Raw genomic sequence first — 20,164 nt, forward strand, 5'->3', positions numbered from 1 at the left:
CCGAAATGGCAAAAGGGAACTAAAAACACATGACCGTGAAGCCATCCGCAGATGACATCGCTGCCGCAGCTCGTGCTGCTTCCAAAGGCGGCCTCCCCCCGATCCACAAATGGAATCCGCCGTTTTGCGGCGATTTGGATATGCGCATCGCGCGGGACGGCACATGGTTTTATAATGGAACGCCAATCGGTCGTGCCCCGTTGGTCCGACTGTTTTCCACGATTCTCAAGCGCGAGGACGGAAAGTACTTCCTCGTAACCCCGGTCGAGAAGGTGGGCATAACGGTCGACGACGCGCCCTTCGTTGCCATTGATTTTGAGGTGGTGGGGACCGAGGAAGACGCCGTTCTGACATTTCAAACAAATGTCGGAGACCAGACCGCTGCGGGGCCAGAGCACCCAATCCGTGTGATCCGCGACCCAGAGTCAGGCGAGCCCTCGCCCTATGTCCATGTCCGTGACGACCTAGAGGCGCTGATCGACCGCAAAAGCTTTTACCGTCTGATTGACCTAGGCCAGCATCAGGATCACGACGGAGTCAGCTGGTTCGGGATCATGTCTAGCGGTCAGTTCTTTCCCATCATTCCATCGGCAGAATTGGAATAACGCAGGATCGAGTGTGCGGGAATGACGCCTTCACATCACGACCCACTCAGATATTCTATTTCCTCGATATTTTCTGAGAGTGGGCCGTCACAATGATCCATCCCAAATTTGCCCCTTACCTTTTCAGCTTGCTGTTGTCGGGTATGATGTCTTGCCTTGTGTCGGGCATTGCGACCTACCGCGCGCTCGGGTTCGTCCCCAACTTCGTTGCCGAATGGATGGGTGCGTGGGGCTCCAGCTGGCTGGTCGCCTTCCCTGCCGTTCTTGTGGTTGCACCGATTGCACGCCGCCTTGTGGCGCTCTTGGTGCGGTCCCCCGACGCGGCTTAATGACCGATTGCAGGGGCGTTTGGACACGCCTCTGACGCCCTCTCGATCTCCAGCGTTACGTGGCTGATCCCCTTTCCCGTCAGCATCGCGCGCACACGGTCGCGGATGACCATGGCCGAGGACCAGTCCGGATCGGACACCACCACATGCACCTGCAGCGCGGCCTCATGCTCTGTCATCTGCCAAAGGTGTAGATGGTGCGCGCCAGCGACGCCTTCTTCGCCCTGTATGTGGTTTAGCAAATCTTCGGCGCTGTGATCGGGCGGGCTGGCCAGCATCAGGTTGCGGATCACCGGTCCGATTTCGGTTGCCGCAAGCCACAAAATATACCCCGCGATCAGTAGCGTGATGATCGGGTCGATCAGCCGCCAGTCGTACAGAATGACCAATACGCCGCCGATGATCACCCCCAGTGATCCCAGTGCATCCGACAGATTGTGCACAAAGGCCGCGCGAATGTTGGCGCTGTCCTTGGACAATTTGAGCGTCAAGAGCGCGGTTGCTAGATCAATCACCAGCGCAATCCCCGCGACGATCACAACGGTCCAGCCTTGAATCGCGGGCGGGTCAATCAGGCGGTGCACCCCCTCCCACGCGAGGTAGAGGCTGATCACAATCAGCGTGGTGTAGTTTACGAGCGCGGCCACCATCTCTGCCCGCCCATATCCAAAGGTCATCTGCGCGTCAGCAGGACGTCGCGCGATCTTGCGCGCAAAGAACGCGATGAGCAGAGAGATCGCATCGCTCAGGTTGTGCACCGCATCAGCGATCAGCGCGATTGATCCCGAAATGACACCCCCGACAATCTGCGCCACAGTCAGCAACAAATTGATTGCGACGGCAAAGGCCACCTGACGGTCACCAGCCTCGGGATCAATGTGGTGGTGATGATGCCCGTGGTGGCCGTGATGGCTGTGGGAAGGCCCCATGGTGTGCCCCTTCTTCTGTCACCCCAAGGTCCCGCGTTCGCCCTTGGGCCGCAAGAGACGATTGCGAGAAAAACGACGCAAATCAGGAGGCGGCGCGCAGGCCAGTGTCGCTCATGTCAGAACAGGCTTCGATATCGGCGACAGTCTGCTGGATCAGCCGCTTGCGTGCTCCCAACTGCGTCCACCCATGCCCGCCGATGCTGTAACGATGCAGGCGCGCTTGTTCGCCCCACAGCGACAGGTACCTCTCTGACGCGCGGATTGGCACGATTGGATCATCTTCGGCGTGATGAAGATTTACGGGCCCGTCGTAATTGCCCAGTCCCCTGTAGGGATCGAACGCACGCGCATCATTGATGAACGGCGCACCAACGCCTTGGCCATCGAAATCGAATAGCTCTTCTTCGGGGTTCTCAGGCAGCGGATCGCCCATGATATGACCCGCATTGATATCCTCGACAAAGCTTGCAGCCGGAGCCCATAGGTTCAGGGATTTCACCAAATCCGGCCGTTCACCGGCCAGAACAGCGGCACCCATTCCACCCAAAGAGTGTCCTACGACGTGCATTGGGCGGCCAACCCGTTGCTTCATGGTGTCGAGAACGGTTTCCAGTTGGCGCACCTCGTCCGAGGCTGTGATTTCCGAGAATTCACCATCACTCTCACCATGCCCCAAACGGTCAAAGGCCAGCACTGCGTACCCCTCGTCATGCAGGGCGCGGGCGATCTGAACCAGCAAACGGCCAGTGCCATATCGGTTGCTCGAGAAGCCATGATTCAGGACCACGTAATCTATCGGAGCAGGCACCTGATAAAAGCTGGCCCGCAATGTGAGCCCGCGATGCAAAAATACAAAATTCTTTGGAACTTTCAAAACACTGCTCCCCCAAATCTCCTGCAGGATAACACAAAATTCGGGGGATTGTTCCAGAGTTTTCAGGGATTAATGCGCCTCGGCCCAAGTTCGCCCACGGCCCGCATCCACGATCAAAGGCACATCCAAATGGATAGCAGGCATTGCAGAGCTTTCCATCACATCCTTGGCGGTTTTAATCAAATCATCGACCGCGCCTTCTTCCACTTCGAACAGCAATTCGTCGTGCACCTGCAACAGCATTTTTGCAGGCATATCAGCGATTGCGTCAGGCATCCGGATCATGGCGCGGCGGATGATATCGGCAGCGGTGCCCTGAATCGGTGCGTTGATCGCCGCCCGCTTGGCAAAACCGGCCCGCGGCCCCTTGGCTGCGATCTCGGGTGTATGGATTTTCCGACCGAACATTGTTTCCACGAACAGGTGCTCTTTGGCAAAGGTCACGGTGTCATCCATGTAGTCCTTGATGCCGGGGAACCGCTCGAAATAGCGGTCGATAAAGCCCTGCGCTTCGGCGCGTGGAATGCGCAGGTTGCGGGCCAGACCAAAGCCGGAAATGCCGTAAATGACGCCAAAGTTGATCGCTTTGGCCTGACGGCGGACTTCCGGGGTCATTTCATCCAGCGGCACGCCAAACATTTCGGACGCGGTGGCGGCGTGAATGTCCTGCCCCTCGCGGAATGCTTCTTTCAGGCTGTCGATCCCTGCGACGTGGGCCAGAATGCGCAGTTCGATCTGGCTGTAGTCGAGCGCGACCAGCACCTTGCCCTCGGGCGCGATGAACGCCTCGCGGATGCGGCGGCCCTCTTCGCTGCGGATCGGGATGTTCTGCAGGTTCGGATCGGTCGAAGACAAACGCCCCGTCGCCGCACCGGTCTGCATGTAGCTGGTGTGGACGCGGCCGGTGTCGGCGTTGATGTGGTCCTGCAGCGCGTCAGTGTAGGTCGATTTCAGCTTGGACAGCTGACGCCAGTCCAGAACGCGGCCGGGCAGCTCATGCTCGGTCGACAGGTCCTCTAGTATATCCGCACCGGTGGCATAGGCGCCGGTCTTGCCCTTCTTGCCGCCCTGATACCCCAGCTTGTCGAACATGATCTCGCCAAGCTGCTTGGGGCTACCCACGTTGAACTTCTCGCCCGCCAGCTCGTGGATCTCTTCCTCGAGCTGCGCCATCTTCTGGGCAAAGGCGTTAGACATCCGGCTTAGGGTGTCGCGGTCCACCAGCACGCCCTCACGCTCCATCTGAGCCAGTACAGGGACCAAGGGGCGCTCCAGACGTTCGTAGACGCGCGTGACTTTTTCGCGGTGCAGTTCAGGCTGGAATTTCTGCCAGAGGCGCAGGGTAATGTCCGCATCCTCGGCTGCGTATCGGGTCGCTTTGTCCACCTCGACCTTGTCAAAGGTGATCATGGACTTCCCGCTGCCGATCAGCTCTTTGATCGGGATCGGCTTGTGTCCCAAATAGCGTTCGGACAAGGCGTCCATCCCGTGCCCGTGCAGACCGGAATACAGCGCATAGGACATCAGCATCGTGTCCGCGATGCCCTGCACGGTGATTCCGTAGGTCTGGAAAATCTTTATGTCGTACTTGGCGTTCTGGAAAATCTTCAGAACAGACACATCTTCGAGCACGGGTTTTAGCAGCGACAGACAGGTGTCAAAATCCATCTGCCCTTCGGCCTTTTCCGCGCCGCCGAACAGATCGCCGTCGCCCTTGGTGTGGCCGATGGGAATGTAGCACGCCTTGCCCGCTTCGGTGGACAGGGACACGCCGACCAGATCGGCTACCATTTCGTCCAGAGCCGTCGTTTCCGTATCAATCGCCACATAGCCCTGCTGGCGGATGGCGGCGATCCACTCTTCCAACTGCGCGGGATCGGTCAGGCAGGTGTAATTCTCGGGCTCGAAAGGAAAATCCTCGACCGGAGCGGAGTCCGCTGCGGCAGGAGCGGTCGGCGCTTTGTCCTCGATCACTGGTGCTTCAGCGTCCAGCGCGTCGGCGATGCGCTTGGTCAGGGTGCGGAATTCCATCTTGGCAAGGAAGCCGAGCAGTACCTCTGGATCGGGGTCGCGGATTTCCAGATCATCCAGCGTGAATTCCAGAGGGGTTTTGCAGTCCAGCTCTACAAGCTTCTTGGACAGCTCGATCTGCTCACGCTTTTCAATCAGAGTCTGGCGGCGTTTGGGCTGCTTGATCTCTTCGGCACGGTCGAGCAAGTCCTCGAGGCTTCCATATTCGTTGATCAAGAGCGCTGCGGTCTTGATCCCGATCCCCGGCGCGCCGGGCACGTTGTCCACGCTGTCACCGGCCAGAGCCTGTACGTCCACGACGCGTTCTGGTCCCACACCGAATTTCTCTTCGACGCCTTCGCGGTCGATCAGCTTGTTCTTCATGGCGTCAAACATCACGACGCCATCGCCCACCAGCTGCATCAAATCCTTGTCCGAGGATACGATGGTCACACGTCCGCCTGCATCCCGCGCCTGATGGCAGAGAGTCGCGATAATGTCGTCGGCCTCGTAGCCCTCCATCTCCTCGCAGGCGATGTTGAACGCACGGGTCGCCTCGCGGGTCAGCGGGATCTGCGGACGCAGGTCCTCGGGCATCGCCTCGCGGTTAGCTTTGTACTGATCGTACATGTCATTACGGAATGTGTGGCTGCCCTTGTCGAAAATCACGGCGATGTGGGTGGGTGCGTCTGCCCCGGCCGTGCCCTCAACGTAGCGCTGGAGCATGTTGCAGAAGCCGCTTACCGCACCGATCGGCAGCCCGTCCGACTTGCGGGTCAGCGGTGGCAGCGCATGATAGGCTCGAAAGATGAAAGCGGACCCGTCAATGAGGTGCAGATGGCAGCCTTTGCCGAATGTCGTGCTCATGAATGCGCTCCTTCCTGCTGTTGGGTCCGGTAATGCCACGTCCGGAACGCCTCTTCCAGCGCCGATCAACAGGTGGCGCCACGCGAGCGGCTGATCAGCGTGCTGCGCGCAGCGAAACGAGCGGGCCTGTGCTCACAACACAGTATTTCTCTATTTCCTGAAATTTCAAATTACTGCGCTTCGCGCACTACATTTGGTGGATATAGACCCTCAGATTATAGCATCTAGATCGGAGATTAGAGGTTCCCTGACATGAAGGCGTCAAGATCGTCAAGTCGGTCCTGTCCCCAAAACTTCTCGGTTCCGTCGACAATATAGAACGGAGAACCAAAAACCCCGAGTGACACGGCCTCTTCTAGATTGGCCGCATAGGTCTCTGCCCCGACGAGGAGGCCGCTGTCGGCCAGCTTGGGATCAAAACCGCAAGCCTGCAGTGCGTCGCGAACCACATCGTCTTGGGCGATATCCTTTTCCTCAGCCCATGTGGCGCGCAGAATGGTATGGACCAAGGCGCCCACATCCCCGTCACCTGCTTTTTGCGCAGCGATGATCGCATAGCTCGAAGGCGCGGCGTTTGTCGGCCAAAACATCGGCTTCAGATTAAAGGGCAGTCCGGATTTCTTGGCTTGTCGCGGCAATTCTTGGGCGCGGTAGTCCAGACGCGCGGGGTGCCGATCCTTGGGCGCGGCGCCGCCGGTGCGTGGGAACAGCGACATAATATCAAGCGGTTTATAGGTGACCCCTGCCCCATGTTTGGACGCAATCTCTTCTAGACGTTGTTCGGCGAGGTAGGCGTAGGGCGACAGGGTTGAAAAGTAGTAGTCGATATGCGGCATTGGAGCCCTCCCATGCTTCCGTTGCTTGGCGTGAAGGTTACCGCGTGTTAAGCGAAGCCAACGTCACGAATCCGTCATAACTCCCCTTCTAGGACGCAGCTCATGCCCTCTCTCACCGAACCTAAGCTGATTTCTGGCAATGCCAACATGACCCTCGCAAAATCGATCTCGCGTCGTATGTCGATGCACCGCGGGATGAATGTGGGTCTGGTCGATGCCCGTGTAGAACGCTTTAACGATGCCGAAATCTTTGTCGAGGTTTTCGAGAACGTTCGTGGCGAAGATATGTTCATCATTCAGTCGACGTCGAAGCCGGCAAACGACCACTTGATGGAACTTCTAATCATGGCTGACGCCCTGCGCCGTTCGTCGGCTGGCCGCATCACCGCCGTGATCCCCTACTTCGGCTATGCCCGTCAGGATCGCCGCACCAAGGCCCGTACCCCTATCAGCGCCAAGCTGGTTGCCAACATGCTGACCCGCGCGGGGATCGAGCGTATCCTGACTATGGACCTGCACGCTGCTCAGATTCAGGGCTTCTTCGACATTCCCGTAGACAACCTGTACGCGGCGCCGATTTTCGCGCTGGATATCCAGCACCACTTCGGCAGCATGGAAGACGTTATGGTGATCTCGCCCGACGTTGGCGGCGTGGCCCGTGCACGTGAACTGGCCAAGCGGATCAATGCCCCGCTGGCGATCGTGGACAAACGCCGCGAGAAGCCCGGTGAAGTCGCAGAAATGACCGTGATCGGTGATGTAACGGGCAAGAAATGTATCATCGTCGACGACCTTTGCGACACTGCTGGCACGCTCTGCAAGGCCGCTGAGGTCCTGATGGACGCAGGCGCGACCGAGGTACACAGCTACATCACCCACGGCGTTATGTCCGGCCCTGCGGTCGAGCGCGTCAGCAAGTCGGTCATGAAGAGCCTCGTGATCACCGACACCATCGAGCCGACCCAAGCAATCCTCGATTGCCCGAATATCCGGATCGTTCCCACCGCGCCCGTGTTTGCGCAGGGTATCCTGAACATCTGGAATGGTACTTCGGTCTCGTCGCTGTTCGAAACCGATACGCTGGTTCCGATCTACGAAGGCCTCTACAACGGCAACGGCGCTTAATAGAGCTGCCAGTCATCCTCGTGTGGCAGGCTGCCAATGGCCTGCCACGACGCCCGAGCGCGGGCAATACGGGTGTCCCCCCAAGTGCGGAACACCAGATCAAATCCCCGAACAGTGATATTCTCTGCCGTGATCTCGACACGCACGTTGGTGTCCGAGTCCAGATCCCACAGGGATAGACCGACCGTCACCGAGGGTGGGTCCTGATATTGCGCAGAAAATTTGATCTTTTTCACGCGGTCACGCGGGCCAGAGCCACGCCACATCTCTCCGCCCTCTTCGAAATCCGAAAAGAGCACAATATCGCCGCTGTCGATTCCGACCTGAAAGGTATTGAGACGCTTCATGCCACTTCAGATACCGCGTAACTTATTTAAATAAAACTAACCTTAACCGGAAAAATTAAAAGGCCCGCCTTCTGAATGCAAGGCGGGCCTTTCGTATAGTTTGTGTCGGTGGACGTTAGTCCATCTGGTCGATCAAGTGCACCAGATCGGCAACAAAGCGTTCCAGACCGTGACGCTCTTCGTCCTCAGCCGCCTGCTCCATCCGTTCACGCGCCTCAGAGAGGATCGCTTCCAGATCGGGGCGGGCAACGTCGGCCGCTGCAAAAGCGCGCTCAGCAATCACCGAAACCGATTCAGCCGAGACTTCGACGAACCCGTGGGTCACAACGAAGTCTTTCGCTCCGCCTTCCAGCTCCGCCCGGAGGAAACCGGGACGGAGAGTGGTAAGCATCGGCTCGTGGCCGGGGCCCGCGGTCAGTTCGCCCTCGGCGCCGGGGATCAGTACTTCGCTGGCTTTGCCCGATGCGAGGCTACGCTCGGGGCAGACCAGATCGAATTGAACCATATCAGCCATTCAGGGCCTCCTTCCGCAGGGTTTAGGCAGCAGCTGCCAGCTTCTCGGCTTTCGCGATCACTTCGTCGATGTCGCCAACCATGTAGAAGGCTGCTTCGGGCAGGTGATCGTATTCGCCAGCAACAACCGCTTTGAACGACGCGATGGTTTTTTCCAGCGGAACCTGAACACCGTCCGAACCGGTGAAGACTTTCGCAACGTCGAAGGGCTGCGACAGGAAGCGCTGGATCTTACGCGCACGCTGAACGGTCAGCTTATCTTCTTCGCTCAGTTCGTCCATGCCAAGGATGGCGATGATGTCCTGCAGCGACTTGTACTTCTGCAGAATACCCTGAACGTCACGAGCAACCTGGTAGTGCTCTTCACCAACAATACCCGGATCCAGGATACGCGACGACGAGTCCAGCGGGTCAACCGCGGGGTAGATGCCGAGTTCCGAAATCGCACGCGACAGAACGGTTGTTGCGTCGAGGTGTGCGAAGGTGGTCGCGGGTGCGGGGTCGGTAAGGTCGTCCGCGGGAACGTAAACGGCCTGGATCGAAGTGATCGAACCCTGCTTGGTCGAGGTGATGCGTTCCTGCATCGCACCCATGTCGGTCGCGAGGGTCGGCTGATAGCCCACCGCCGAAGGAATACGACCCAGCAGAGCCGAAACTTCCGAACCCGCCTGAGTGAAGCGGAAGATGTTGTCGACGAAGAACAGAACGTCGGTACCGGACTGGTCACGGAACTGTTCTGCCAGGGTCAGACCTGTCAGAGCAACACGTGCACGCGCTCCCGGAGGTTCGTTCATCTGGCCGTAAACCAGAGCAACCTGCGATTCCGACAGGTTGTCGGGCTTAATAACGTTCGATTCGATCATCTCGTGGTACAGGTCGTTACCTTCACGAGTACGCTCGCCAACACCCGCGAACACCGAGAAGCCCGAGTGCACTTTTGCGATGTTGTTGATCAGTTCCATGATCAGAACGGTTTTGCCCACGCCGGCGCCGCCGAACAGACCAATCTTACCACCCTTCGAGTAGGGCGCCAGAAGGTCGATCACCTTGATGCCCGTCACAAGAATTTCCGAAGCAGTCGACTGCTCGATGAATTCGGGTGCGGGCTGGTGGATCGCACGGGTTTCGGTCGCGGCCAGTTCACCTTTTTCGTCGATGGGCTCGCCCACGACGTTGATGATGCGGCCCAGAGTTGCGTTGCCTACGGGCACTGAGATGGGCTGTCCCAGGTCAGTCACTGCCTGACCACGAACCAGACCTTCGCTGCCGTCCATCGCGATAGTACGTACGGTGTTTTCACCGAGGTGCTGCGCAACTTCCAGGATCAGACGCTTACCATTGTTGTCAGTCTCGAGCGCGTTCAGAATTGCCGGAAGGGCATCCTCGAACTGCACGTCAACGACAGCGCCGATGACCTGCGTAATTTTGCCGACTGCGTTTGCCATGTCGTTGTTTCTCCGATTTCCTTAGAGCGCCTCAGCGCCCGAGATAATTTCGATCAGCTCGTTCGTAATGACGGCCTGACGCGAGCGGTTATATTCGATGGTCAGTTGGTCAATCATGTCGCCCGCGTTGCGGGTCGCATTGTCCATTGCCGACATACGAGCGCCCTGCTCCGATGCACCATTTTCCAGCAGAGCCGCAAAGATCTGGGTCGCGACGCCGCGCGGCAGCAGGTCAGCCAGAATGGCCTCTTCGCTGGGCTCGTAGTCATAGAGCGGACCGTTTTCCTCGCCAGCGTCGTCGAACTGGGCCGGAATGATCTGTTGTGCGGTCGGCAATTGCGCAATCACCGACTGGAATTGGGCGTAGAAGATGGTCGCCACATCGAATTCACCAGCGTCGAAACGCGCCAGTACATCCTTTGCGATGGCCTGTGCATTGTCGTAACCGACACGCTTCACCTCGGAGAGGTCCACGTGGCCGATCATGAGATCACCCAGATCACGCTTGAGCTGTTCGCGGCCTTTTTTGCCAACGGTCAGAATTTTAACCGTTTTGCCAGCTGCTTTCAGTTCCGCTGCCTTTTGACGGGCCAGTTTCACGATCGAGCTGTTGAAGCCGCCGCAAAGACCACGTTCCGCGGTCATCACGATAAGAAGTTGTACTTGGTCCGACCCGGTCCCCGCCAGAAGGCGGGGGGCCGTGTCAGAACCGCCAACCGATGCTGCAAGGCTTGCCATGACAGCATTGAAACGCTCCGAATAGGGGCGCGCTGCCTCGGCTGCATCCTGTGCCCGCCGCAGTTTTGCGGCGGCCACCATCTGCATGGCCTTGGTGATCTTGCGCGTGGATTTCACGCTCTCGATCCGGTTTTTGAGGTCCTTAAGGCTTGGCATAATCCAGTCCTTTCGGGCTTATGCGAAGGTCTTGGCGTATTCGTCGAGAACCGCTTTGATCTTGTCCGCTGCATCACCTTTGATCTTGGGATCTTCGTTGGTGATCCAGTCCAGAAGGTCTTTCTTCTGGGTGCGCAGGAACTTCAGCAGGCCAGCTTCGTAGCGGCCAACGTCTTTTACTGCGACGGTGTCCAGGTAACCCTGAGTACCGGCAAAGATCACGCAAACGATTTCAGCGTTGGTCAGCGGTGCGTACTGGGGCTGTTTCATCAGCTCGGTCAGACGCGCACCACGGTTCAGCAGCTTCTGGGTTGCGGCGTCGAGGTCCGAGCCGAACTGAGCAAATGCAGCCATTTCGCGGTACTGAGCCAGTTCCAGCTTAACCGGACCTGCAACAGTTTTCATTGCGTTGGTCTGAGCCGACGAACCCACACGCGAAACCGACAGACCGGTATTCACCGCAGGACGAATGCCCTGATAGAACAGGTCGGTTTCGAGGAAGATCTGACCATCGGTGATCGAGATCACGTTGGTCGGAATAAACGCAGAAACGTCGCCGCCCTGAGTTTCAATGATCGGCAGCGCGGTCAGCGAGCCTGCGCCGTGATCGTCGCCCATCTTCGCCGAACGCTCGAGCAGACGCGAGTGGAGGTAGAAAACGTCGCCGGGGTACGCTTCACGTCCCGGGGGACGACGCAGCAGCAGCGACATCTGACGGTACGACACAGCCTGCTTGGAGAGGTCATCGTAGATGATCAGGGCGTGCTTGCCGTTGTCACGGAAGTACTCAGCCATTGCGGTCGCGGCGTAGGGCGCCAGGAACTGCATGGGTGCGGGGTCCGAAGCGGTTGCCGCAACGACGATCGAGTATTCAATCGCGCCGGTTTCTTCCAGCTTCTTCACCAGCTGAGCAACGGTCGAACGCTTCTGGCCGACCGCAACGTAGATGCAGTACAGCTTTTTGCTTTCGTCGCCGCCGGCAGCGTCGTTGTACGACTTCTGGTTCAGGATCGCGTCCAGAGCAACGGCAGTCTTACCGGTCTGACGGTCGCCAATGATCAGCTCGCGCTGGCCACGGCCGATCGGGATCATCGCGTCAACGGCTTTGAGGCCGGTCGCCATGGGCTCGTGAACCGATTTACGGGGGATAATGCCAGGCGCTTTGGAGTCAGCAACGCGGCGCTCGGTGAATTCTACCGGGCCTTTGCCGTCCAAGGGGTTACCCAGACCGTCGACAACGCGACCCAGCAGGCCTTCGCCAGCGGGAACGTCCACGATCGAGTTGGTGCGCTTAACGGTGTCACCTTCTTTAATGTCACGGTCCGAACCAAAGATAACGACACCGACGTTGTCGGTTTCAAGGTTCAGCGCCATGCCCTGGATGCCACCGGGGAATTCGACCATTTCACCAGCCTGAACGTTGTCCAGACCGTGAACGCGCGCAATACCGTCACCGACGGAAAGAACGCGGCCAACCTCGGCCACTTCGGCGTCTTGGCCAAAGTTTTTAATCTGCTCCTTTAGGATCGCAGAAATTTCGGCTGCTTGGATACCCATTTATCCGACCTCTTTCATTGCATTCTGTAGGGCGTTGAGCTTGGAGCGGATCGAGGTATCGACCATCTTCGAGCCCACCTTAACAACGAGACCACCGATGAGAGCTTCATCAACGGCGGCTTCAATCTTCACGTCCTTGCCGACGCTCTCTTTCAGAGCGGCTGCAAGTTTGTCCTTTTGCGCGTCGGACAGAGCCGTGGCGCTGACAACCTCAGCGGTGACTTCACCTTTGTAGGCTGCAATCTTCTCGCGCATAGCTGCGATCAGCTGCGGCATGGCGAACAGACGACGCTTGGAAGCCATCAGCTCAAGCGTGTTTTTCACGATGCTGCTCACGCCCATTTGAGTTGCAACTGCGGCAATCGCAGCGCCTTGCTCTTCGCGCGTGTAAACGGGGTTGTTGATCAGTTCACGAAGATCATCGCTACCTGCCAATGCGGCAGCCAGCGCGTCTACGTCCTTCTCAACGGAGTCGAGCGATTTGGTCTCGAGGGCGAGATCAAATACGGCAGAGGCATAGCGTTGCGCGATGCCGAAGGAGATCGAAGCTGGTTCGGACACGTCCACCCTTCCGATGTCTTGGCCCCGACCCGTCGAAATGTCGTATCGGGGGCGTTTTTGCCCGTAGGTATTATCCCTAAGGGCATCGAAATCGCGCAGGACTTAGCAGAGGGTGACGCACCTAGCAACATTGGATCACACTTTTAAAGTCGTAGATGGCGCTAGCATTTGTTGAGACGGGCAAATTAATCGCACGGAATGCTGCAAAGTGCCGCATGAGCCCACATTTTTAGATTCGAATCCGATTCCCTCGGGGTCAGGCGGGCTTCGCTTCGGGCGAAGCGAGCCCGGCCAGAACCTTGAGCGGGCGTGTCGACACGGCGGTCCCGCCGCCCGACGGTTCTTGGGTCAGTTTCTGCGCCTCCAGAAGGATGACACCGCCAGGCAGGCCGGCTCCTGCAGTGCGAGCCACCTTCTCGATCAATTGACCAGAGCGCAGCCAGAACCGGCGGTGCGACGGTGGCTGGTGCAAGAGGGAACTGGTCCGCTTTGGCTGGAAACCACTGCGCTGAAGCTGCACCTCGAGCTGGCGGGCGCTAAAGGGACGGCCATACCCAAACGGCGTGATGTCACGACGTGACCAGACCCCTGCCCTGTTCGGTACAATAAAGATGGCGCTGCCACCCGGCCCCAGAACACGCGAGGCCTCCTCCAGCACCAGATCCGGCTGCTCTGAGGTTTCGAGCCCGTGCATGACAATCAACTTGTCGATGTGGCCCGTGTCGATAGGCCAGTTCGCTTCTTGGCACAGGACAGAGACGTTGGGCATCCCCGCAGGCCAAGACATAACGCCCTGAGGGCCAGGCATCAGCGCCGTGACTCTCCGCGCTGATTGGAGATAAGGCCGCAAGAGCGGAACAGCGAAACCGTAGCCCAAGACCGACTGGCCCCGCGCTTCGGGCCAGAACCGCACCACTTCATCGCGGATCACGCGCTGCGCGGCCCGCCCCAAAGCGCTGCGATAGTAGAAATTTCGCAGATCTTGCACGTCCAGATGCATTGCGCCTTGGTGCCCCTTCGGTCAGTCTCTTGGGGAACAATAGCAATAGCGACAGGAAACGCCATGCCCCTCGAGATCATTACAGTTCCCTGCCTAGCGGACAATTACGCATATTTGGCGCATGACCCTGAAACGGGCGAAACCGCAGTCATCGACATTCCCGAAGCCGGTCCCATCCTAAACGCTCTGGATGCCAGAGGCTGGTCGGCCGATGTCATTCTCCTGACCCACCATCACCACGATCACGTCCAAGGCGTGCCGGATATGCTAGAGCGCTTCCCCCAAGCGCGTGTCGTCGGAGCCGAGGCGGATCAGAACAGGATGCCCCCACTTGACCTGAAGGTCAAAGAAGACAGCGTTGTGCAAGTCGGTGCAGAAACCGGCCGCATTATAGATGTATCGGGTCATACCGTCGGGCACATTGCCTTCTACTTCCCGGGCAGCGCAGCGCTCTTTTCTGCTGACAGCCTGATGGCGTTGGGATGTGGCCGCCTGTTCGAAGGCACCCCCGAGATGATGTGGGAGAGCCTGTCCAAGATGGCTGCCCTGCCTCCCGAAACAATGGTGTACTCGGGCCACGAATACACGGCATCCAACGCAAAATTCGCCCTGACGGTCGAGCCAGAGAACCCCGACCTGCAGAAACGCGCCGAAGAAATCGCCGCAAAACGCGCCAAGGATGAGCCCACGGTGCCCGTTTCACTCGAAACTGAGCTTAAAACGAATCCGTTTTTGCGGGCGAGTAACAGCGATGTGAAAGAGGCGCTTGGCATGGTTCATGCAGCAGATTCCTCAGTATTTGCTCGTATCCGCGCGATGAAAGATGCCTTTTAACCCATCACAAAGATCATCCGCGTACTCCTATTTGGTCGGATAATTCCAAGTTTTCTCTTGAAGAGCCGCGCGGAACGACCAAACTTTAACTTATGCAGGCCACGGTTGGTTGGGGCCTCGGGCCCCTCTGACCCCGATCAAGAGGAGCACCCCCAGTGCCTTCATTCTCGAATACTCTCGAACAGGCAATCCATTCGGCATTGGCGCTCGCCAACGCACGCTCGCACGAGTTTGCGACGTTGGAGCACCTGTTGCTGGCCCTCATTGATGAACCCGATGCGGCTCAGGTCATGCGCGCGTGCAATGTGGACCTGAGCGAACTCAAGAGCACGCTCGTCGAATATATTGATGATGACCTCTCCAACCTTGTTACCGAGGTCGACGGCTCCGAAGCGGTGCCGACGGCAGCGTTCCAGCGTGTGATCCAACGCGCCGCCATCCACGTTCAGTCTTCGGGGCGCACCGAAGTCACTGGCGCAAACGTGCTGGTTGCCATTTTTGCCGAACGCGAATCGAATGCCGCGTTCTTCCTGCAAGAGCAGGACATGACCCGTTACGACGCGGTGAACTTTATCGCCCACGGCGTCGCCAAAAACCCCTCCTTCGGCGAGAGCCGCCCTGTCACCGGCGCGACCGAGCAAGAAGAGACCCAAAACGTCGAACGCGAAGGTCCCAACCCGAGCGAGAACAAAGAATCCGCGCTGGCCAAGTACTGTGTGGACCTGAACAAGAAAGCCACCAAAGGCGACGTTGATCCGCTGATCGGGCGCGGCGAAGAAGTCGAGCGCTGCATTCAAGTGCTCTGCCGCCGCCGCAAAAACAACCCGCTGCTGGTGGGAGATCCCGGTGTCGGCAAAACTGCCATCGCAGAAGGTCTGGCACGCAAGATCATCAAGGGCCAAACCCCCGATGTTCTCAAGAACACCATCATCTACTCGCTGGATATGGGCGCACTGCTGGCGGGCACCCGCTACCGCGGTGACTTCGAAGAGCGTCTGAAGGCCGTTGTGACCGAGCTTGAGGATCACCCCGACGCGGTTCTGTTCATCGACGAAATCCACACCGTGATCGGTGCGGGCGCGACCTCTGGTGGCGCGATGGACGCATCGAACTTGCTGAAGCCCGCGCTTCAGGGCGGCAAGCTGCGCACCATGGGCAGCACCACTTACAAAGAGTTCCGTCAGCACTTCGAAAAAGACCGCGCGCTGAGCCGCCGCTTCCAGAAGATCGACGTGTCGGAACCCAGTGTCGAAGATACCATCAAGATCCTGCAGGGCCTGAAGCCCTACTTCGAAGAGCACCACGACATCCGTTACACTGCGGACGCGATCAAGTCGGCTGTGGAACTGTCGTCGCGCTACATCAACGACCGCAAGCTGCCTGACAAAGCGATCGACGTGATCGACGAAGCAGGCGCCGCGCAGCACCTGCTGCCAGACTCGAAGCGTCGCAAAACCATCGGCGTCAAAGAGATCGAGGGCGTGGTCGCCAAGATCGCTCGCATCCCCCCAAAGAATGTCAGCAAAGACGATGCCGAGGTTCTGAAGGATCTGGAAAACAGCCTGAAGCGCGTTGTTTTCGGTCAGGACGATGCGATCGTCGCCCTGTCGAGCGCGATCAAACTGTCGCGTGCCGGTCTGCGTGAACCCGAAAAGCCCATCGGCAACTATCTGTTCGCAGGTCCAACCGGTGTGGGTAAAACCGAGGTCGCCAAACAGCTGGCCGATCAGCTGGGTGTGGAACTGCTCCGCTTTGACATGTCCGAGTACATGGAGAAGCACGCGGTCAGCCGTCTGATCGGTGCCCCTCCGGGCTATGTCGGCTTTGATCAGGGTGGTCTCTTGACCGATGGCGTGGACCAGCATCCGCACTGTGTGCTGCTGCTCGACGAGATCGAAAAGGCGCACCCCGATGTCTACAACATCCTGCTTCAGGTGATGGACAACGGTCGTCTGACCGACCACAATGGTCGCACCGTGGACTTCCGCAACGTGGTTCTGATCATGACCTCGAACGCTGGTGCTGCGGACATGGCCAAGGCCGCTGTTGGCTTCGGTCGCGATCGCCGCGAGGGCGAAGACACCGCCGCAGTCGAGCGCACCTTTACTCCGGAATTCCGCAACCGTCTGGATGCGGTGATCAGCTTTGGTCCGCTGCCCAAAGAGGTCATCCTGCAGGTCGTGGAGAAGTTCGTTCTGCAACTGGAAGCTCAACTCATGGACCGCAACGTCCATATCGAGCTCACCCAGCCTGCCGCCGAATGGCTCGCCGACAAAGGCTACGACGACAAGATGGGTGCACGCCCGCTGGGTCGTGTCATTCAGGAGAACCTCAAGAAGCCGCTGGCCGAGGAGCTGTTGTTCGGTCAGTTGACCAAAGGCGGCATCGTCAAGGTCAGTGTCGAGAATGGCGAGCTGAAGCTCGAAGTCTCGGGGCCGGATAGCAAACGGATAACCTCTGGCAAAAAGCCCCCATTACTTACGGCAAACTAAATGAAACATTTGATTGCCCTCGCCATAACGGCGGGGGCTTCTCCTCTTTTGGCGCAGGATATTTCCCTGCAACTTCCCATTGACTGCACTTTAGGCAAAACCTGTTTTATCCAGCAATTTACAGACCGTGACCCCGGCCCAGAGGCCAAGGATTTCACCTGCGGCACACTCAGCTACGACGGTCACAAGGGCACAGACTTCGCGCTCGCCACACACGAGGATCGTTTGAACGGTGTTGACGTTCTGGCCGCTGCGGACGGACGCATTCGCGGCGTGCGCGATGGCATGCCCGATCTGGGCCTCGACAACACCCCCAGCGACGAGATCGAAGGGCGGGATTGCGGCAATGGCGTGGTCATTGATCACGGCAATGGCTGGGAAACCCAGTACTGCCACATGGCCCAAGGGTCCGTGATGGTTCAGGATGGTGACACTGTCACCGCGGGTACACCGCTCGGACAGGTCGGCTTTAGTGGCCGCACCCAATTCCCGCATCTGCACCTGTCGGTCCGCCACAACGGCGCTGTAGTCGATCCCTTTGCGCCGAATACCGATAGCTGCGCCGACAGCGAGTTATCCCTTTGGGCCAAAGATATCGCTTACCAACCATCAGCGATTCTGGATCTGGGGCTGTCCGACGCCGTGCCTGAATACGACGCGATCAAGCAGGGGCTGCCTGAGGCCGATATCGCCCGTAACGAACCGCTGGTTCTGTGGGGCTATGCCTACGGTGCGCAGCCCGGCGATGTGATGTCATTTCTGATCACGGGCCCCCATGGCGAGATTTTCCGCCATGACGTGACTGTAGATCGCCAGCAAGCGCAGTACTTCCGCGCAGGTGGCCTCAAGGCCCCAAAGGGAGGCTGGCCAACAGGGCGCTACACGGGCCTTGTCTCGGTCTCTCGGGACGGGCGGCTCGTTGATCGGCGTGTCACGCAAGCCGAAATCCACGGCTAGGCAAAAGGGTGCCCGCGTGGCGCCCTTTTGTTATCTCTCCGTAAACTTCAGTTCGATCCGGCGGTTCTGCGCACGGGCCTCGGCGGTATTTTCTGGGTTGATTGGCTGGAACTCCCCAAAGCCGTTGGCCGACAGGCGATTTGGCGGAATGCCCAGTTGATTCACCATGTAACGCACCACTGACAGCGCACGGGCTTGGCTGAGTTCCCAGTTATCTGCGAACTGACCGGAACCAGACAGCGGCACGTTGTCGGTGTGCCCATCCACACGCAAAATCCAGTCTATGCCCGCAGGAATATCGTCCGCCACGGTTTGCAGGATTTGAGCGACATTGCCGATTTGCTGACGCCCTTCGCCAGACAATGTGGCATCCCCCTGATCAAACAGAACCTCAGAAGAGAAGACAAAGCGATCCCCCTTGATCTGAACGCCCTCTTGGCTGCCAAGCAAATCACGCAGGCGGCCAAAGAAATCGGACCGATAGCGCGACAATTCTTCGGCTTCGGCGGCGAGACGCGCGGCCTCTTCGGCGAGACGGGCATTTTCGGCTTCTTCCAACTCGCGGCGACGGCGCTCTTCGGCAGCCGCGCGGGCCAGAGCCGCGTTCAGGTCCGACCCCAAGGATTGCAGCTGCACTTGCGCGGCGGCATCGCGCTCTTGGGCGTCGTCCAACAGGGACTGCAATTCTCCCAATTGGTTGCGCAGGGCCGAGAGCTGCTGGTTCAGCAGAGCGACTTTCCGTTCTGCCTCGACGGTTTGCGCCTCTTGGCCGGTCAGGGCATCCTGTGCGGCGGCCAAAATCGCATTACGCTGTTCGGCGGCACTGAGTTGGGTTTCAGCCTCTTCTTGGGCAGCGAGCGCGGCAGCCAACTGGGCCTGAAGATCGGCCGAGGCTTGCTCGGCCTCGGCAGCGCGGCTTTCTGCGGTTTCTGCGTCTGCTTGAGCCTCTGCTTGCAGCGCCAGTGCAGCCGCAAGCTGATCGTCCAAGGTAATGCCCTGTTGGCGCAGGCGTTCAAGCTCTGCTTCGGTGTCCTGACGCGCGGCCAAAGCAGCGGCCAGCTGATCCTCTAGGGACATCACGCGCTCTGCAGCCTCTTCCCCACCAGCTTGTGCGGCGAGTGCCGCCTGCAGACGTGCCTCAAGTTCCGCGCGGGCGGCGTCGCTATCTGCAGTTTCCACCGACAGCGCATCTAGCTCGTCTTTCAGCGCATCTCGCGCCAGAATGACTGTCGCCAACCGCTGATTTAGCTCGTCCTGCACAGCATTTGCGGCTGCGAGTTTGGTTAGCGTATCCTCTGCCTCTCGGCGCTGCTGCTCGAGCGCAAGGGTCATAGCCGTGAGTTCGGTATCAGCCTCTTCCAACCGCTTGCGCAGGGCGTCGGCAGCTTCGGCCTCGGTCAGGCGGGCAGCTTCGGCATCCGACAGCGCCTCCGCCTGCTCGGCGGCTTGTGCCTCAAGATCTTGCACCATCGCTTCGAGTGCGGCACGGCGCGCGGCGTCCAATTGCGCCGCCTCTGCCTGAGCATCCAGTTCTTCGCGTGCAGTCAACAAGGACGCATTCAGGCTGTCGCGCTCTGCCTCCAGATCAGACTGCTGCGACAGCAAAGAGGCCACCCGCGCCTCAAAGGCTGTGATCTGTTCTTGGGCGGCGTTCAGCTCGGCGGTACGCGCGTCAACCTGATCCTGCGTGGCGGACAGGGTTGCGGTCAGTTCGCCAACCTGCGTCTCAAGACCCGCTGCCTTGGTTTCGGCAAGCCCAAGCGCTTGGGAGAGGGCGGCAATCTCTGCGCCCAAGGCGCCGAGCTGCACCTCTTGATCCTGAATCTGGGTTTCCTGCCCCGTGATCTGTTCGCGCAGCACCGATTGGACGACCATAAAAATGGTCAGAACAAACATCAGCACCAGCAGCAAGCCGGTCATCGCATCGACGAAACCCGGCCAGATTGATCCCTGAAACCGTTGACCCGTTCTGCGAGACAGAGCCATGGC

Annotated in this window: 18 protein-coding genes; 6 read left to right on the forward strand and 12 right to left on the reverse strand. The window is 58.8% G+C overall.

The window, feature by feature from the left end:
* The first annotated feature begins 29 nt into the window (after positions 1-29).
* Positions 30-605, forward strand: coding sequence for a DUF1285 domain-containing protein (locus tag N4A58_RS11350; protein ID WP_293709694.1), 576 nt, complete (start codon positions 30-32; stop codon positions 603-605).
* Between the two features lie 92 nt (positions 606-697).
* On the forward strand, positions 698-934 hold the full coding sequence (locus N4A58_RS11355) for a DUF2798 domain-containing protein (RefSeq protein WP_072704857.1): 237 nt from the start codon (positions 698-700) through the stop codon (positions 932-934).
* Here N4A58_RS11355 and N4A58_RS11360 read toward each other — a convergent pair.
* From N4A58_RS11360 to N4A58_RS11375, 4 genes are all read right to left on the reverse strand, one after another.
* Positions 931-1,863, reverse strand: a complete 933-nt coding sequence (locus tag N4A58_RS11360) for a cation diffusion facilitator family transporter (RefSeq protein WP_293709697.1) — start codon at positions 1,861-1,863, stop codon at positions 931-933. The two genes, N4A58_RS11355 and N4A58_RS11360, sit on opposite strands and share 4 nt — an antisense overlap.
* An 82-nt stretch (positions 1,864-1,945) precedes the next feature.
* The gene (locus N4A58_RS11365; protein WP_293709698.1) at positions 1,946-2,650 is read right to left on the reverse strand and encodes an alpha/beta fold hydrolase; all 705 of its coding nucleotides are present in this window, start codon (positions 2,648-2,650) and stop codon (positions 1,946-1,948) included.
* 156 nt (positions 2,651-2,806) lie between these two features.
* A complete protein-coding gene (gene polA, locus N4A58_RS11370; protein ID WP_293709699.1) occupies positions 2,807-5,614 on the reverse strand; it encodes a DNA polymerase I in 2,808 nt (935 codons plus the stop codon).
* A gap of 236 nt (positions 5,615-5,850) precedes the next feature.
* On the reverse strand, positions 5,851-6,450 hold the full coding sequence (locus tag N4A58_RS11375) for a 2-hydroxychromene-2-carboxylate isomerase (protein ID WP_293709701.1): 600 nt from the start codon (positions 6,448-6,450) through the stop codon (positions 5,851-5,853).
* Between the two features lie 102 nt (positions 6,451-6,552).
* Between N4A58_RS11375 and N4A58_RS11380 the strand changes: the two genes are divergently transcribed.
* A complete protein-coding gene (locus N4A58_RS11380) occupies positions 6,553-7,575 on the forward strand; it encodes a ribose-phosphate pyrophosphokinase (protein ID WP_293709703.1) in 1,023 nt (340 codons plus the stop codon).
* Here N4A58_RS11380 and N4A58_RS11385 read toward each other — a convergent pair.
* From N4A58_RS11385 to N4A58_RS11415, 7 genes are all read right to left on the reverse strand, one after another.
* Positions 7,572-7,922 (reverse strand): H-type lectin domain-containing protein, encoded by a 351-nt coding sequence (locus N4A58_RS11385; protein ID WP_293709705.1) that lies wholly within the window; start codon positions 7,920-7,922, stop codon positions 7,572-7,574. The two genes, N4A58_RS11380 and N4A58_RS11385, sit on opposite strands and share 4 nt — an antisense overlap.
* 115 nt (positions 7,923-8,037) lie before the next feature.
* Entirely contained in the window at positions 8,038-8,436 is a 399-nt protein-coding gene (atpC, locus tag N4A58_RS11390) for an ATP synthase F1 subunit epsilon (RefSeq protein WP_072704830.1), read from the reverse strand.
* Between the two features lie 22 nt (positions 8,437-8,458).
* Positions 8,459-9,880 carry a F0F1 ATP synthase subunit beta gene (gene atpD, locus N4A58_RS11395; RefSeq protein WP_072704827.1) on the reverse strand — a complete coding sequence of 474 codons (1,422 nt, stop codon included), beginning with the start codon at positions 9,878-9,880 and terminating at the stop codon, positions 8,459-8,461.
* A gap of 21 nt (positions 9,881-9,901) precedes the next feature.
* Positions 9,902-10,774, reverse strand: a complete 873-nt coding sequence (locus N4A58_RS11400; protein WP_092464800.1) for a F0F1 ATP synthase subunit gamma — start codon at positions 10,772-10,774, stop codon at positions 9,902-9,904.
* Between the two features lie 18 nt (positions 10,775-10,792).
* Positions 10,793-12,331, reverse strand: coding sequence for a F0F1 ATP synthase subunit alpha (gene atpA / locus N4A58_RS11405; protein ID WP_293709712.1), 1,539 nt, complete (start codon positions 12,329-12,331; stop codon positions 10,793-10,795).
* A complete protein-coding gene (locus tag N4A58_RS11410) occupies positions 12,332-12,892 on the reverse strand; it encodes a F0F1 ATP synthase subunit delta (RefSeq protein ID WP_177218625.1) in 561 nt (186 codons plus the stop codon).
* Positions 12,893-13,148: 256 nt separating this feature from the next.
* Positions 13,149-13,892: a methyltransferase domain-containing protein gene (locus tag N4A58_RS11415; protein ID WP_293709715.1), complete on the reverse strand. Its 744-nt coding sequence runs from the start codon at positions 13,890-13,892 to the stop codon at positions 13,149-13,151.
* 63 nt (positions 13,893-13,955) lie between these two features.
* On the opposite strand from N4A58_RS11415, the gene gloB reads away from it, so the two are divergent.
* The 3 genes from gloB (at position 13,956) to N4A58_RS11430 (ending at position 18,175) form a co-directional block, all read left to right on the forward strand.
* Positions 13,956-14,726 carry a hydroxyacylglutathione hydrolase gene (gene gloB / locus N4A58_RS11420; RefSeq protein WP_293709717.1) on the forward strand — a complete coding sequence of 257 codons (771 nt, stop codon included), beginning with the start codon at positions 13,956-13,958 and terminating at the stop codon, positions 14,724-14,726.
* Between the two features lie 155 nt (positions 14,727-14,881).
* Positions 14,882-17,218: an ATP-dependent Clp protease ATP-binding subunit ClpA gene (clpA, locus tag N4A58_RS11425; RefSeq protein ID WP_293709719.1), complete on the forward strand. Its 2,337-nt coding sequence runs from the start codon at positions 14,882-14,884 to the stop codon at positions 17,216-17,218.
* A complete protein-coding gene (locus N4A58_RS11430) occupies positions 17,219-18,175 on the forward strand; it encodes a M23 family metallopeptidase (RefSeq protein WP_293709721.1) in 957 nt (318 codons plus the stop codon). It begins immediately after the preceding gene.
* 30 nt (positions 18,176-18,205) lie between these two features.
* On the opposite strand, the gene N4A58_RS11435 is transcribed toward N4A58_RS11430, so the two are convergent.
* A complete protein-coding gene (locus N4A58_RS11435) occupies positions 18,206-20,161 on the reverse strand; it encodes a peptidoglycan -binding protein (protein WP_293709722.1) in 1,956 nt (651 codons plus the stop codon).
* Positions 20,162-20,164: the final 3 nt, after the last annotated feature.

This window comes from Donghicola sp. (assembly GCF_025210255.1).
Taxonomy (GTDB): domain Bacteria; phylum Pseudomonadota; class Alphaproteobacteria; order Rhodobacterales; family Rhodobacteraceae; genus Donghicola; species Donghicola eburneus.